The sequence below is a fragment of the Vibrio sp. HI00D65 genome (assembly GCF_001635455.1).
Taxonomy (GTDB): domain Bacteria; phylum Pseudomonadota; class Gammaproteobacteria; order Enterobacterales; family Vibrionaceae; genus Vibrio.
Genome location: NZ_LWEH01000005.1, coordinates 147,242 through 161,005, shown reverse-complemented (window position 1 = coordinate 161,005; position 13,764 = coordinate 147,242). Strand labels below are relative to the sequence as shown.

17 protein-coding genes are annotated in these 13,764 nt (G+C 41.1%); 3 read left to right on the top strand and 14 right to left on the bottom strand.

The window, feature by feature from the left end:
- Window positions 1–222 precede the first annotated feature (222 nt).
- Window positions 223–591: a phage protein gene (locus tag A3712_RS01705; RefSeq protein ID WP_063522013.1), complete on the top strand. Its 369-nt coding sequence runs from the start codon at window positions 223–225 to the stop codon at window positions 589–591.
- Between the two features lie 232 nt (window positions 592–823).
- Here the strand turns inward: A3712_RS01705 and A3712_RS01700 are convergent, their stop codons facing one another.
- From A3712_RS01700 to A3712_RS01645, 11 genes are all read right to left on the bottom strand, one after another.
- Window positions 824–1,843 carry a hypothetical protein gene (locus A3712_RS01700; RefSeq protein ID WP_063522012.1) on the bottom strand — a complete coding sequence of 340 codons (1,020 nt, stop codon included), beginning with the start codon at window positions 1,841–1,843 and terminating at the stop codon, window positions 824–826.
- 449 nt (window positions 1,844–2,292) lie between these two features.
- The gene (locus A3712_RS01695; protein ID WP_063522011.1) at window positions 2,293–3,105 is read right to left on the bottom strand and encodes a hypothetical protein; all 813 of its coding nucleotides are present in this window, start codon (window positions 3,103–3,105) and stop codon (window positions 2,293–2,295) included.
- Window positions 3,106–3,127: 22 nt separating this feature from the next.
- A complete protein-coding gene (locus tag A3712_RS01690) occupies window positions 3,128–3,997 on the bottom strand; it encodes a DUF2971 domain-containing protein (RefSeq protein ID WP_231891752.1) in 870 nt (289 codons plus the stop codon).
- A 474-nt stretch (window positions 3,998–4,471) separates the two neighbouring features.
- Window positions 4,472–5,881 carry a zonular occludens toxin domain-containing protein gene (locus A3712_RS01685; RefSeq protein WP_063522010.1) on the bottom strand — a complete coding sequence of 470 codons (1,410 nt, stop codon included), beginning with the start codon at window positions 5,879–5,881 and terminating at the stop codon, window positions 4,472–4,474.
- Window position 5,882: 1 nt separating this feature from the next.
- On the bottom strand, window positions 5,883–6,287 hold the full coding sequence (locus A3712_RS01680) for a DUF2523 family protein (RefSeq protein WP_004739118.1): 405 nt from the start codon (window positions 6,285–6,287) through the stop codon (window positions 5,883–5,885).
- A 2-nt stretch (window positions 6,288–6,289) separates the two neighbouring features.
- A complete protein-coding gene (locus A3712_RS01675) occupies window positions 6,290–7,396 on the bottom strand; it encodes a hypothetical protein (protein ID WP_063522009.1) in 1,107 nt (368 codons plus the stop codon).
- Between the two features lie 333 nt (window positions 7,397–7,729).
- Window positions 7,730–7,963, bottom strand: a complete 234-nt coding sequence (locus A3712_RS01670) for a hypothetical protein (RefSeq protein WP_063522008.1) — start codon at window positions 7,961–7,963, stop codon at window positions 7,730–7,732.
- A gap of 248 nt (window positions 7,964–8,211) precedes the next feature.
- The gene (locus A3712_RS01660; RefSeq protein WP_004739113.1) at window positions 8,212–8,553 is read right to left on the bottom strand and encodes a DUF1293 family protein; all 342 of its coding nucleotides are present in this window, start codon (window positions 8,551–8,553) and stop codon (window positions 8,212–8,214) included.
- On the bottom strand, window positions 8,541–9,653 hold the full coding sequence (locus A3712_RS01655; protein ID WP_063522006.1) for a replication initiation factor domain-containing protein: 1,113 nt from the start codon (window positions 9,651–9,653) through the stop codon (window positions 8,541–8,543). The genes A3712_RS01660 and A3712_RS01655 overlap by 13 nt, the downstream gene beginning before the upstream one ends.
- A complete protein-coding gene (locus A3712_RS01650; RefSeq protein WP_004739109.1) occupies window positions 9,643–9,843 on the bottom strand; it encodes a hypothetical protein in 201 nt (66 codons plus the stop codon). Before A3712_RS01650 ends, A3712_RS01655 begins: the two co-directional genes overlap by 11 nt.
- A 10-nt stretch (window positions 9,844–9,853) precedes the next feature.
- The gene (locus A3712_RS01645; protein ID WP_063522005.1) at window positions 9,854–10,150 is read right to left on the bottom strand and encodes a hypothetical protein; all 297 of its coding nucleotides are present in this window, start codon (window positions 10,148–10,150) and stop codon (window positions 9,854–9,856) included.
- A gap of 205 nt (window positions 10,151–10,355) precedes the next feature.
- On the opposite strand from A3712_RS01645, the gene A3712_RS01640 reads away from it, so the two are divergent.
- Window positions 10,356–10,724 (top strand): DUF3693 domain-containing protein, encoded by a 369-nt coding sequence (locus A3712_RS01640; protein ID WP_063522004.1) that lies wholly within the window; start codon window positions 10,356–10,358, stop codon window positions 10,722–10,724.
- Window positions 10,725–10,894: 170 nt separating this feature from the next.
- On the opposite strand, the gene yciH is transcribed toward A3712_RS01640, so the two are convergent.
- Both yciH and A3712_RS01630 read right to left on the bottom strand, forming a co-directional pair.
- The gene (yciH, locus tag A3712_RS01635; protein ID WP_004738001.1) at window positions 10,895–11,206 is read right to left on the bottom strand and encodes a stress response translation initiation inhibitor YciH; all 312 of its coding nucleotides are present in this window, start codon (window positions 11,204–11,206) and stop codon (window positions 10,895–10,897) included.
- A 3-nt stretch (window positions 11,207–11,209) separates the two neighbouring features.
- Window positions 11,210–11,578 (bottom strand): DUF3319 domain-containing protein, encoded by a 369-nt coding sequence (locus A3712_RS01630; RefSeq protein ID WP_063522003.1) that lies wholly within the window; start codon window positions 11,576–11,578, stop codon window positions 11,210–11,212.
- A gap of 100 nt (window positions 11,579–11,678) precedes the next feature.
- Between A3712_RS01630 and A3712_RS01625 the strand changes: the two genes are divergently transcribed.
- Window positions 11,679–12,647, top strand: coding sequence for a tyrosine-type recombinase/integrase (locus A3712_RS01625; RefSeq protein ID WP_063522002.1), 969 nt, complete (start codon window positions 11,679–11,681; stop codon window positions 12,645–12,647).
- A 110-nt stretch (window positions 12,648–12,757) separates the two neighbouring features.
- Here A3712_RS01625 and A3712_RS01620 read toward each other — a convergent pair whose 3' ends face one another.
- Window positions 12,758–13,753, bottom strand: coding sequence for a D-alanine--D-alanine ligase (locus A3712_RS01620; RefSeq protein ID WP_063522001.1), 996 nt, complete (start codon window positions 13,751–13,753; stop codon window positions 12,758–12,760).
- Between the last annotated feature and the right edge of the window lie 11 nt (window positions 13,754–13,764).

The window sequence follows — 13,764 nt, the reverse complement described above, 5'->3', positions numbered from 1 at the left end:
GGTGTAATGAAAATGGCGTGAGTATATTGAACTAACGTGTAGCAAGATCCAAAAATTGCTTAAACGAAGAAGTTTAGTGGTTCTGTAGGTAAAATCTGCCAGGGATAAGACTCGTAAAGCTCTCAGATTTTAATGTGTATAACTTCGCATTATGTCTGCTTATGTTCAATCGAGCATATCTCCTTGAATCAGTGCAACCTCTTGTATTTAGAGGTTTTATCATTGAAGTATCGCGAAATGAGTAAGAATTACATTTTTCGAGAGTTAGAGTGCCAAATGACCAAGGAAGAGGTTGCTGAACTGTGTTTTAAAACTGTGAGAACAGTCACAGGTTGGGATGAGGGGAAACCAATACCTCCCGAGTGTAAAAGGCTTATGAGAATGGCGAAAGGTCGAGAATTAAGCATTAGTGAAGATTGGGAGCAGTTCAAAATGTTATACGACAGGATGGAGCTGCCAACAGGCCAAGTAGTAAGGCCACAACAAATATTAGCAGGGATTGCACTATTGGGGATTCAATCTGAGTTAGAGATTAAGACTTCAACACACTTACTTGGCCTTGCTAGAGCGATAGCTAATATCAAGAAATAGGATTAGAAAAGTATGGTTTTATCAATGCTTATTCAAAGTCTAAAGCACACAAGTAAACAAGATGGCTAATTGCTGATACGATTACTTTGACTGGCGCGAAGCTCCATCCTGTTTAACATGAATTAGTCAGTCCTCCTTTTTGGTCATATCAAGGAGAAAGAAGCCGAACCTTTATCGAGAGGGTTCGGCTTTTTGCTATCGTAGCGAATAAAGTAGGCTTTCGCGAGCTTACTTAGATAAACGAGTAAGTGCTTGGGTGCATAGGCTGCTGTTCAATCGATATTGTTAAGTGATGTCGTTCTGAAACATGGTCGTAATCTTCGATACTTTCTACTATTGCTGTCAGAGGTTGACCACCAAAGCATTTTGGAACCAACGTTCGATCATAAAACAACTCAATAGCGTCCACAAAGTCATCATAAGAACCTCCAGGGACATAGCATGCGTTTGTAAGAACCGCTACTTGTTCATCTTTATCATTAAAGACTATCAGTGCACCTGTACGTTGACCCGCAATACCTTTCGCCACGAAAACTCGATGTCCAACAGATATATCGGATAAGTTATTTGCAAAACCGGCATCGGATTCCCAAAAACCACTCAGTAAAAGCTTGTTATTTTCGTGAAAGTTGTCATTAAGAGCCTCAAGCGCAGCTATAGCTCTATCTTCTTCATCTATTTCAAACTCACTCACTAATTCCGCAGGCAAAGCTTTCTTTAGTTCAGATATCTTAGCTTCGTTTTCAGTCGATATATTGTCGTTGGATACCTTTTGGTGAGCTTCTTCGTCCGCAGAACGCAAGTTCTTTAATTTGTTTAGTTCTCTAGTGATTTCAATTTCATCACCAATGATGTCACTCCAATCGGCAATTGATGACGCTACAGTATCTTTCATAGCATCTAAACCACCGTTAACGGCAATGATTTTTGCTCTGGTTATAGGATTTTCGTCGCGCTCTAGGTAAGTGACATATTTCTGAGTACGGTTAATTGTCCGTTCAATCTCTTTTATACGGCGAAATGCGCCAATAGCGAATTTTTTCTGAGACGCCGCAAACTGAGCCTCACCAAAGTATAATGACAAAAACCAAGCAAAAAATAGTGAGAAGAAGAATTGTAAGAGATTAAAAAGTGTCGCTTCGGTCTTTGTTGTAGAATCCACGGAGATAATCTGAACAACCGAAATGGCAACGATTGCGCCAAGAGTTAGGACAAAAATCAAACCTTTTTGCCACGCAGAAAATTTTAGCATGCAGCGAAACCTTATATTAAAACTAGTGAAAACCGCTTGTTTATTTAAGGACAGTATTATACATCAATAGTTTACGCAGTTGCATAAACGTTGATAGTTAGGTCGAATTTACCCCCGTGATACAACACGGGGGTTGCTGCGCACAGCTTCGCGCTCGCTGTTCAGCTCTCACGACTCACGCGAAGCTGTGAACAGAAAAACAGCAAAAGTATAAAAAGCCCCACTGATAGCTTGAGGCTTGAAAGGGAAGTGATGTTGATTATTATGCAATTCACTCACTAGAGTATTAAGACGAATTAGAAGGAGAAGACGAATTCTGATGTACAGCGCCACATTAAGGGGTGAGCAGCGCTACCACCCAATCCTAAAGTAATTTGCTATCAACACTAAAATTGAAGTAGAGGAAAAATGCTAAGCGTTGGGAATCACTCTTAAGTGCTTTGTTTTGTTTAAAATAAACGACTGAGTATACTAGGAGAGTTGCGTACGCTTATTTCATTTAAGAAGATAGATGTTACTTCTTTGTGGAATCGTTGATTTTCTTTAAATGCTGATTGCTCAGATTCCATTTTAACAACCTCGTATTCAATAACAGGTATTGCAATCGAATCCATATGGTTCTTATATGACGTCTTTGCTTCATCTGTTGATAAGTCTAGCCTAGTAAGGTCTCTCATCAGTTGCATTAATATTTTAGGATCCATCTCTTTTATTTCTTGTGGAACCGCAGCCTTTTTAGCTTTATGCCCATCATTAAGAATTTGAAAGTGAGCTTCAGATAACTTTTTATATTCGTTGTAAGTGCCTGTTACTAAAGCTAGTTCCTCGTATTTTTGATAAACCTCTCCTCGGCACTTCGATACTTGTTCACTCAATTGTTGTAACTCTGTCTTGGCTTTTGATTGCGCCTTCATTACGGATATAGGAACAATCTGATAATCTCGACTATTCGCTATTTCAGGGTTAGCAAGCATGTGATTAAATTCATCAAACACAAGCTGATAAATACCTGCTAATTCTCCATGCTTTAGAAATAGCTGATTTTGTAATGGTGTACATGTAGTTGCGGTATCGCGAAGTGGACGGTAATATTCTTTTACCAAACTTTTATCCGTAGTTAGATCGCTCTTGTAAGCTTCGGTGATCCCGGCAAAAATCAACGAGCCAAAACACAGAAGCAATAGGTTTTGGAGGAAAGTGTAATCTCGTATCTTTGGAACTGTACTGCAGGTCTTATCGTTTCCGTTCTTACCTTCTGACATAGCACCACCCTTAAATTATTTGTTAGCCATCGAACTCAACACGCTCAATTTTACCTTTAACCGACTGAATTTTATACATTTTACATTGTGGATAGTGAGCCGCAATTAAACTAACTAGATCTGTAAGATCTTCATCGGCAATTCGAGCTGAGAAAGTCACCGATACCAACTCTTCTTTATAAAACTCAAAGTCACTGTATTTTTTATCCTCCCCAGGACGGCGTGTCATCACTCGCCACTCTTTTTCATATTCCCATTTTGCAGTTTTGGTGTAATAAATTGCATCAGCAGTTTTGGCAAGCAACTCTTGACGCTCATCGTACAGTAAGAAGTCCAAAGCAGAGCCCAGATTAGGCGTACTGTCTGTATAAGTTACCTTTTTTGCCATTTGAAAAGGTGTGTCTAGCTTTTCAATATGTTTAAACTCAAACATACAGCCAGTATGATTGTCTCCATAATGAGCCCACATAACTTCGTTATTTTCATCTTCAGATAAGCAGATTATACGTAAGGCACCGTTGTTATAACGTTCAGTTTCCTCGCGTAGGTTCTCTTCCAAACTCGACAAATTCACCTCAAGTGAAGAAAGTTCCCGATACAGTGTATCTTTACCGACTCCCTGACTTTTAGTCATTTGCATAAGAGAAACTAAGCCCTTAGAGTCCGGTGAAAGCGATTTATTCAATTGCAACCCTTCATATGCAACGTTCATAAGAGTTTTTAGATACTCATCCTTAGATGCGTCAATCGAAGGTTTAAAAGCAGGCATCCTTTGCAGTTCATTTATGTCGTTAAATGAACTTGGGCAGGACCAACGAAGCTTTTGAAATTCAAGCACCAATTTTGCTGTATTAGCACTCATATACTTATATAAACGACTAGGGACTTCCAATTTTCCTCCTAGATGGCTGACAGCTATATCAGACAGAATAATTCTGTACTGAAATATAGATTTATTCTGTCTAGTATCTTAATGACGTAAACGGTACATCTTTTTTACCTTAACTAACAATTATTTATGTTCTACAGTTCCGTACATAGATCACTAAATGCAGATTTTTTCTGTATAGCATGAATTGACCGGCAAAATATGTTCCGGTCTTCTGCAAGAGTAAGTGTTAGACGATTTGGGGCAGAACCGAAAGACTCACTTCGTTCAAACTTTGGCGCAGCGTATCACCGAGTAAAACTATAACCACCCAATTACACTTAGCAAAGCCTGCCAAAGTTTAAGAACGCCTAGCAAGATGAAGGGAGTTCGATTTCCTCTCCAACATTGCTACGCTTCGCTACTTATCGCTCAACAACCTAAATCAACCCCTTAGCATTATCGTGTTCGCTTATCCCTGCGGGGCTAGTGCGTCATTTAAAATATCGTCAACTCTTCGGAAATATCGACCTGTTCAACCTGAGCCACTTCCATTGATTCATTACTGTAATTGTCATGAACAATCTTTGAACGGCACAAAGCGTAATCTTTCACACCGTTATAACTAATCACCACCATGCAATCATCGATAACAACGATATCGAAACCAAGTTTTTCAAGAGTGAGTGAATTAAAGTAATGCTCTTGGCCATCAACCCCAACAGCCTCAAGAGTAACTAAGTGCTCATCGAAAATCTTACCGTGTTTGGTCACTAACGAAGATACGTAAAGTTCACTTACTGGTATAGGAAAATCGAAGTTTAGAGAATGACCAGAACGAACCGGAACACCCATCTGATGCAGAACATTATGAGAAGATACTTGAACAAGACTGTTAGAAACTTTTTGATTAGGACTGACAACTTGCTTGGTATCCAAGCCAACTTCTTGATGAGATAAACCAGCGGCATGAGTAGCGGTTTCAGTTTCTTTTGTATTTTGTACTTGATTGATATCAGATTTAGGATCATTCCCAACAACCTCAGTTAATCCGTTAAAGAAGGTAGATAGGCCAACAGCCAAAGCGATTCCAGCCATAATCAATTTAGGCTCCTTCCAAAGCGGTCTAGACACGCCTGATTTAGTCGCTAAGCCCGTTGCCGTTGATTGGTAGAGTAGGTGAACTTCTACGGGTATCTTTTCCACAGCCACCGCGTCATCTTTTGTTGGCTTAACCGTTGTCGAACGTGGGTCATGATTAAACAAGCGCGTCTTACGTTTAGACCATGGGAGAATCCCATCACGAGACTTATGAGCAATAGCAGCCTCAGAAACAGATTTAACCTCGTCACCCAGTGATTTGATGTTTGGCGTACAAAGAACAATATCCCAGTTGTATTTACGGTGACGCTGAAAGGATTCTCTAAAGTCGGCAGGCATAACAACATTACCGCTTTCATCAACAATACGCTCACCAATATCATCAACGTATACGTCATCAGGTTTGAACTTGGCACGAACACGGTGATAGTAATCAACGTAATCCTCCGGCAAATCACTAGAGAAGTGCTCAACACCAAGATACAAGTTTTTGTCAGCGTTAAACCCCTGAGTCTTATTGAAAATATCTTGAACCTCATCAATGAGGATAAACGCACCAAGAGGGCACCAGTTGAACCAGTGCTGCCACAACTTTTTCCCCTTGGTGGTTTGAGAGCTAACACGAAAGATACGAGCACTTAATGGGAAACGTTCGCCTAATGAGCTTTCGATTTCCTCTAAACTTCTCATTCCCTCAACATTAGTAACAACCGTTCGACCCTGACGGAGAGCTGGCAGCAGTTCAAACCAAATGGCATAACTCGATTTGTACGAGCCTGCCGGACCATGTCTAATAATCGAAGCCATATCACCACCCCATGAAGTTAAGAACGAAGCGAACCGCGTAAGCTTCACAAATGATCGTTATTCCCTTGAGATAACCCATTGCTTGAAAGGTACTGCGAGTTTCTGCAGGAAGCTTGGAAACCGCATCAGTAATCAGGGAATCTAAACCAATATTAACGATGAGCGATTGAGCCACACCATAAGCAAATTCTAAGGTTTGCATCATTAGGTAAAACTTGATGTAAACGGAAAACTCAATCACATAGGCAAAGGCCTGTTCAATAAAAGTAGGGGTATGTTCAACGACTTCATAAATGTCATTGTAAAGACCAACGAACCAGTCAAACGAATCTTGATTTGGATTAGGAACGGTTTCAGCAAACGCGGTACCCGAAAAAAGAACAAGACAAAATAAAATCCATTTCATAATTATCTCCTTGCCACCACACCAAACGCGATGATGCCGCAAATTAAAAGAATGATTGTCGAGAACTCCGCAGAAGAGCGCGCCAGAAAGTTCTGTTCCATCTTGATGGATTGACCATAGTGATTAGCCTCAACAACAACACCTTTCACCTCACCACTTAAGCCGTAATTAGGTGTAGAAACTAGCGACTTAAAGCTGTTTATCTTTTGATTAATCAACCCTTTTACGTCATCCGTTTTCTGATTAATGTCAGCAATGTCCTGAGCACTTAGAATGTCTTCAAATGGGTTTGTGAACTCCGGCTCACCAAAATTCAAACCAACACCATCACCAGACCCATCATCACCACCAGAACCACCACCGCCAGAACCGATACCACTTTGAAGTTCACCAAGTATAAACTTCTGATAATTAATATTTTCTTTACTGTTTTGATTGTTAGCTTGAATCAAGTTATCAATACCAACGTCAATGTTTTCTAAGTATTGGTTAGAGACATCAATTTTTTGGACGATAGCCGAATCACCGTCACCCAAATCTGGATTGACTGGATCCGGTGTTGGATTTGGATTTGGTTTAGGTGTTGGCGTTGGTTCGGGAGTTGAATCAGGTGTGCCCGGTAAATTATCAGGAGGAAGCGGGGCCGTTGGGTCGGTTGGTGGTTGAGGGTTTGGGTTTGTTGGGTATTCATAACCAGGGGGATGTGGTTGACCATCTCCCTCGATGCATGACGCGCCAGTGTATACAGCATCATAGCCACATGATTCATCGGCACTTCCTGCACCTGTGCAAACTTGAATAACATCAATAGTCGCTTCAATGACACAGCCACTAAAACACACGGTGTAACCTTGAAACCCAGATTTTCCATAAAGTTTTTTAGCAAATGTACCAGATTCGGGGCAACTGCTAGGTGAAGGGTTATCATATATACATGACTTACCATCACTTGAATATTCGGTGTATTGAGGATTATCAGCAGGTGGGCAGGTGTAGTGGTAACCATGACTTGAACCTGCACTAACAGTCTCAAGAGCCTTAAAACCATCCTTAGATGAATACTCAGACATAAGGTTAGAACGCCACGCATCAAACTCAGAATAACTCATAAAAGTTCTACGTAGATTCTCAGTCGGAATATCATGACTACTATGATAAACGATTCGAACATGTGCCTCATATCGTTTGCTGTAGTGAGTTTTATCGGCAGGAACACTATTTGATGCTGATAAAGAAAAGCTCAGGAAAATTGATAAAAATAAAACCCATTTCATGGAGTCACCTCAATAATTAAAACAGAAATGGCAAAATCTATGAATAAAAAAGGGGCTATTGATTAGCCCCTTTATCATTAGTGTCTTATTAACTCGTTTGAACTCCAGAAACAAAACCTTGAGTAAAACAAAGCGCAATAGAAACAGCTAATATTAATTCTTGCATGATTAACGCTTAATAAGCATGGAAGCAACAAGACCCACACCGAAACAAACCGCCGCGACAGAAAGAATACCGCCAGTCGTCAAAGTGGTTAGAGCTGTACCCGCTGCAATTGCTTCAGTAACCGCAGTTGTGTTGGCAGATGCTTCAGCAAGTGCAGAGCCAGAGGCAGTAAGCGCAGCCGCAGAAGCAACGAAAACACCTGATTTATTTTTAACGGTTTCGATAATACGAGACATAACAATTTCCTTATTAAAGTTTACCAAGCCACCGAGACACACGCCCCGTAAAATGACCTGTTATAAATGACACAAAAAGTGCCGTGATGATGATAGTAAAAAGTTCAGTATCAAAAGGCTGCTCCTGAACCGCGACCAAGTCATGAGGCTCTAAAAAAACGACCCCCTGACATAAGTCTGGTGATGTACTGTCAATGACCCCGTTGTAAACGCACTTCATTGCTTAGAACACCAATACATAAATAAACCTATTTAGCTTTCAGAGAGTTATCGAAATGCTTTTTGATTTCCTCATCGACAGGAATAAGCTTATTAACCAAGATATCAAGCGGGTCATTTGGGTTAGAGCCAAGACTTAACTCATAGTCACGGTTAGGAACAAAGGCACGTGATTGGATAAGTTGACGGGCATAGTCCACATCAATTTTCAGCGCTTGCTTGTTGTAGGGGATATCAGTTGAAAAACCGATGCCCGTTTGTTGGAACTTCTCGTTGTCGACTTCTTCAACGGCACGAAGCACAGACAGTTCTGCGAACTCCATATTAGACTTAGGGAAACGCTTGATTGAGATACCAGTTATTGTAGGCATATTCTTGACTCCAAAATTTCGATTTTCTGTTTCGTGTATTCGTCAGGAATCCCCAACGAGGTATTAAAATTAGCGCGCCTATGGTGCGTAGGAATGAGCATCCCAAACGCTTCACCTAAATCACCCTCAGTCATAGAAACGACCTCAGCAAGAGCCTTACCACATTGACGACGAACCCAAGCGATACGCGCCATGAATTCGAGTCCGGCTTTCTTCTTGTTCAGTTCAATTCTCATTGGTTCAGCAGGGTCGATACTGGCGGCGAAATCACACAGGCCAGCAAAGGCCGAAGCAGGCGAGGCGAGTAATGCTAAATCACACTTCTTCAATTCAACTTCATTGCGATACCAAATCACTTCAGGGTCAGCGATATTTTGCTCGAACTTCTTGTTGTAGATACGCCAATAAACTGAAGACGTACGAGAGCCAACCAAAACCGCTTCTTCTGATAATTCACCAGACTGTGAAACGCGCTTATGAGGAACCATTGTCGGGCCACGGCCACGAGAAGCAGTGCGAAATGCTCCCTCATAAAAACATTTCTCAGCATACTGACAGTCAAAAATTCCGGTGTAGTCATCAACACACAAATCAAGGCGGGCGAGGCGAGTGATACCCAACAGAGACAGCCACCAATGCACCTTCTTGTGTGTCGTGAACTCAAACAGCTTCGCGCAGCCTGTACCATTGATTTGCACATAAACGGTGTCATTGTTGCCACCAACACCGACCAAACCACATTCAACTGTTCCGGTAGAGTCATAAATCACCATCGAATCTTCATAGCCATGCAAGCCACGACTGCGCATAGGAGACAGGCGGAAATTGAACACTTTTGCCATGAACTCGTTGAACCTGTCAGACAAAACCTTACGACACTTGTTACGGTGTAACTCAATGGATTTTTCGATTGCTTCCGGTGAATCAAGACGGCCTTTAACAGTCTGCTTCTTGAACTCAGGAAACTGCATATTGATAAAGTCTTGTTCGTTGGAGCTATCCAAATGCCTCAGTGAGCCGTAAGAAAACGAAAAGGCTAGGTGATCGACTTGAACCGGACGAATCTCATCATGGAACTTATGTGGTTTTTTAGATGGCACTGAACACACCCTTAACCAAAAGTTCTTGGTAGTTTTCATCCGTGATTTCAACAACCTGAAAAGACACCATTCCATAGTGCGACTCCATGAACTGGAAGAAATCGCGCGGAGTCTTAAAGAAGTTATGACCCCAAGGAAAATAGGCGTTGATGCCGTGATTAGGTTCGTTGTCGAAGTAGATAGAATCCATGATTAAATTCTTATGCCTCAACAATCGGCGCTTTGACATTAAGAAAGGCACACAGCGCATTGAGCTCATCACATTCAAACTGAAACTCGCAGTCACCTACAGAAAGAAACCAACCTAAACGCTGTTTGAAAGTCGCTGTCGTGATGCAGAAGCCGAATTGATTGAATGGAATAGAATCTTCTTCAAAAATGTCTTCGGACGTTGTAACCAAATACAAGTTAAACGCAGGGAAATGAGACACGCAGAAATGACGCAGCTGTAACGTTTTCACGTTAACATTTTGAAGTTGAGTATTTAGTAACGACATAACAACCACCTGACTGACTATTGAGAGTTAGAGTGACCGTCTAAGCCGAGCGATAAGCGTCAAGGGCAAAAAGCCCAGACCTAGACAGTCGATTCTGTTAACCAAATTTGGTTAGCGAGAGAAATCATATACACCAGATTTGGTTAGTGCAATACACCAAAATTGGTTAGCAATGAGCTATGATTAGCAAAACGGAGGATTTGTTATGTATCAAAATGAACTGATTGAAGCGTACAAAAAGGCGCAAAACTACGTACAAGACAAGCAAATTGCTATGGATATGAACATTCCACAGCAGAGAATCAGTGATTTTAGGAAAGGTCGACGTTATCTAACTGATATACAGGCAGTTTTTTTAGCTGAGAATGCAAAGTTAGACCCACAAGTAGCATTGCTTGGTTGCCACGCTGACCGCAGCGACAATCCACAGATAAAGCAGCTATGGGAACACATGGCAAAAAAGTTTAACAGGTATGGATTATCAAGCATTTCAATGGCTTGCGGAGGTTTGGTGTTATGGATGATGCCTACTCAAGATGCATTAGCCAACTGCGTATTATGTACGTTATGTTAAATTGAGATTGTAATTTATAAGGCAGGACGCTTTGTGTGATGCCCTACCTTTATATTGTTTCGGTATTCTTTAAATTATACTGTGTATTTAACCATATAAGGTATTTACCATAAAATACCTAATATCCAGTGATAATAATCTTCGATTTTACCCCTGGTATTAGTTAGAGATTAACCGCCAGCAAACTTAACTTTGTAGCCTTTCTTTTCAAGATGCGCTTTGATCTTATCGCGCGCATCGCCTTGAATTTCGATGTTGCCATCTTTTACTGAGCCGCCACAGCCGCAAACTTTCTTAAGCTCTGCAGCCATTAGTTTTAATGGTGCATCATCTAGATCTAAGCCAGTTACGACAGAAACACCTTTGCCTTTACGGCCTTTAGTTTCTTTTTGGATTCGAACGATACCATCGCCTTTTGGACGTTGGATTTTCTCTTCTTCAGGTTTAATACGACCTGTTTCTGTTGAATATACTAGGCTCATAATTTAATTCTTTTGTTGCTCAGCTTTTTGTTTAGCGATTAAGTAAGCTTCGATATGACGCTGTATTGCTGTTTTCCCGCCTTTGATAAGACGTCCGTTAAACATGCAATACCATGCGTTCGGCTCACCAGTGTCATTTTTGATCTGGTAACCATTGAAATTTTCAGTTTGGCCACCAGACCCTCTAGTCTTACTTAACGCTGTGAACTCTTTTGGGTCAATAATAGATGAAGTATCAATCCACCAATCGATACTCTTTTTTACGGCAGCTAAGTTACCTTGAATAACGTGTTTTTTTAATTTAGTACGCCAAATTGTGTTTGTGGGATCGGTCGATTGCAGATGGATCCCACGGTAAATTGAATTAGCCATATCTATTGATCATCTTTTTGTTTTCACTGCATTAATCATAAGTATACTAGTAACGATAGCAAGTATAATATGGCAAAAACGCCTGTCGAGGTACGGTAATTTGAGAAAAAATGTCCCTATTTTAACCGACTCTGAGATAATTAACTCGTTTGTTGAAAGATTAAACAGAGAAGCTTCGGTTGATGTTATCGACGAGCTAACAGGTTACCAATATTCTCGTAATTCACTGTTGGGTATCTACAGTGATTGGAAGTGCTACCATGCTTTTTGCGCCAAGCTCCGCATCAACACACTCCCTGCGTCAATTACTGCCATTCGTCGTTTTTTAGAAACAGAGTCCAATAACAGAAAGTTTGCATCATTAAAGCGTTACACTGCAACGCTTAGCTTGTTGCATACAGTATTTAGCTTCCCCAACCCTATTAAGCATAGGCAAGTTCGCTTCACCCTGCTCCACTTACAAGCTAAAATGGCTGGTGACGCTAAACAAACAAACGCGATGACATCTTCACACCTTAACCAATTAAACGCCTTGCTTGCACATGAAAAAGCAACACTAAAAGAGATCCGTGATATTGCAATCTATAACGTGATGTTCGAGTGTGTTTTAAAGCGCTCAGAGCTTAAGTCCTTATCTTCGAGCGATGTTGAGTGTGTCGATGGTGTTTATCAAATCTCAATCAAGGACTCGCTTTACAAGCTTTCACCCGTTTCAAGCTATTCACTTAAACGTTGGCTAAGTTTTACAGGGCTGGAAGATGGATTAACTCTGTTTCGGGCAATTGATAAGCATGAAAACATTGGTCTTCAACCACTAGATGATTCTTCAATCTATAGAATACTAAGGCGTGCTAGTGAGCTACTCGGTTTAGCAGAAAATCATCACTTTTCTGGAAACTCGATTCGAGTTGGGGCGGCGCAAGAGCTTTCTAAACAAGGGCTTAAGATCAGAGAAATTCAGGTCTTTGGGCGTTGGCTTAGCCCTGCAATGCCTGCCCAGTATGTTGGTGACTCGAATACAGCTGAAAGTGAAAAAATGAAGTTTAAGGCATTAACGCCATGGCAATAAGCCATTACAACTAGTCAATAGACTGAAAAGTCGGGAGTAAAAAGGCGGCTTGGAAGTAAAAAAGCCGCTTCTTATTGTGAATTGGTTATATGAAATCTCAGAACATACTCTTAAGAAAGGCTGGTTCTTACACAGTTTTCTAGGAACTGAGCGAACTTATGTCCGTTGTGTTCAACCATTTTTGGGAACATCGAAATTGGTGTCATGCCTGGGAAGGTATTAACTTCGTTTAGATAGATCTCGTTATCTTGCGTTAAGAAGAAGTCGATGCGAGACAAGTGACGAAGCTTCATTTGTGTAAACACTTTGCGAGCGCTGTCCGCAATCATTTGATGTTGTTGATCAGTAAGGTTGCTTGCTTCAACCTCTGTGATTGAGTGGCTGTCTGCACTATATTTTTCTTCGTAAGAGTAGAATGCGCCGTTCGGTGCAATCACCTCGCCAGGCTTGCTGATGTGCAGCTCTCCGTCGATTTCATAAGCTGCAACTTCCAATTCTCTTGGCACCACTGACTTCTCAACAAGCACTTGATCTGAATATGTAAACGCTTTGTTGATTGCTTCGCACAGGTCCTCAATTTGGTTAACTTGATAACAGCCAACAGAAGAGCCTTGGCGTGCTGCTTTCACGAAGACTTTGCCCCACTTTTCAAAAGCTTGAGTTGCTTGTGAATGAGCGTCATCTGTATTGTCAGATAGGAATAGGTATGGCGTGTTTGGAATACCCAACGTGTCATACCAAAGCTTAGAAGTGATCTTGTTGAAGCTGTTATTGCTTGCTTCAGAACCACAGCCTAGGTATGGGATTTTTGCCATTTCAAACAATGATTGGATATCACCGGTTTCGCCCGGGAAACCATGGATACAAGGTACGATGAAATCAACTTTTGACTCTAGGTTGTCGCCACGTAGCGTTTGGTTATTGATATCAAGATAAACCAATTCACCCGAATCTAGACACCAGCCTTCGTTCTTAATCTCAACTCTCACTACGTTAAAGTCTTCAACGCTCTTAAGCTGATCAAAAAGGTAATTGGCTGAGACTAAAGACACTTCGTGCTCTGAAGATCCACCGCCGCATAGTAGAAGAATATTTGTGGTGTTCATGAGTAAATTCG

What these genes read in the sequence shown, in the direction of transcription:
- A3712_RS01700 (WP_063522012.1), bottom strand. Translation starts at nt 1,843, where the DNA reads ATGCTAAAATTTTCTGCGTGGCAAAAAGGTTTGATTTTTGTCCTAACT.
- A3712_RS01695 (WP_063522011.1), bottom strand. Translation starts at nt 3,105, where the DNA reads ATGTCAGAAGGTAAGAACGGAAACGATAAGACCTGCAGTACAGTTCCA.
- A3712_RS01685 (WP_063522010.1), bottom strand. Translation starts at nt 5,881, where the DNA reads ATGGCTTCGATTATTAGACATGGTCCGGCAGGCTCGTACAAATCGAGT.
- A3712_RS01680 (WP_004739118.1), bottom strand. Translation starts at nt 6,287, where the DNA reads ATGAAATGGATTTTATTTTGTCTTGTTCTTTTTTCGGGTACCGCGTTT.
- A3712_RS01675 (WP_063522009.1), bottom strand. Translation starts at nt 7,396, where the DNA reads ATGAGTTATTCTGAGTTTGATGCGTGGCGTTCTAACCTTATGTCTGAG.
- A3712_RS01670 (WP_063522008.1), bottom strand. Translation starts at nt 7,963, where the DNA reads ATGTCTCGTATTATCGAAACCGTTAAAAATAAATCAGGTGTTTTCGTT.
- A3712_RS01660 (WP_004739113.1), bottom strand. Translation starts at nt 8,553, where the DNA reads ATGCCTACAATAACTGGTATCTCAATCAAGCGTTTCCCTAAGTCTAAT.
- A3712_RS01650 (WP_004739109.1), bottom strand. Translation starts at nt 9,843, where the DNA reads ATGGATTCTATCTACTTCGACAACGAACCTAATCACGGCATCAACGCC.
- A3712_RS01645 (WP_063522005.1), bottom strand. Translation starts at nt 10,150, where the DNA reads ATGTCGTTACTAAATACTCAACTTCAAAATGTTAACGTGAAAACGTTA.
- A3712_RS01640 (WP_063522004.1), top strand. Translation starts at nt 10,356, where the DNA reads ATGTATCAAAATGAACTGATTGAAGCGTACAAAAAGGCGCAAAACTAC.
- yciH (WP_004738001.1), bottom strand. Translation starts at nt 11,206, where the DNA reads ATGAGCCTAGTATATTCAACAGAAACAGGTCGTATTAAACCTGAAGAA.
- A3712_RS01630 (WP_063522003.1), bottom strand. Translation starts at nt 11,578, where the DNA reads ATGGCTAATTCAATTTACCGTGGGATCCATCTGCAATCGACCGATCCC.
- A3712_RS01620 (WP_063522001.1), bottom strand. Translation starts at nt 13,753, where the DNA reads ATGAACACCACAAATATTCTTCTACTATGCGGCGGTGGATCTTCAGAG.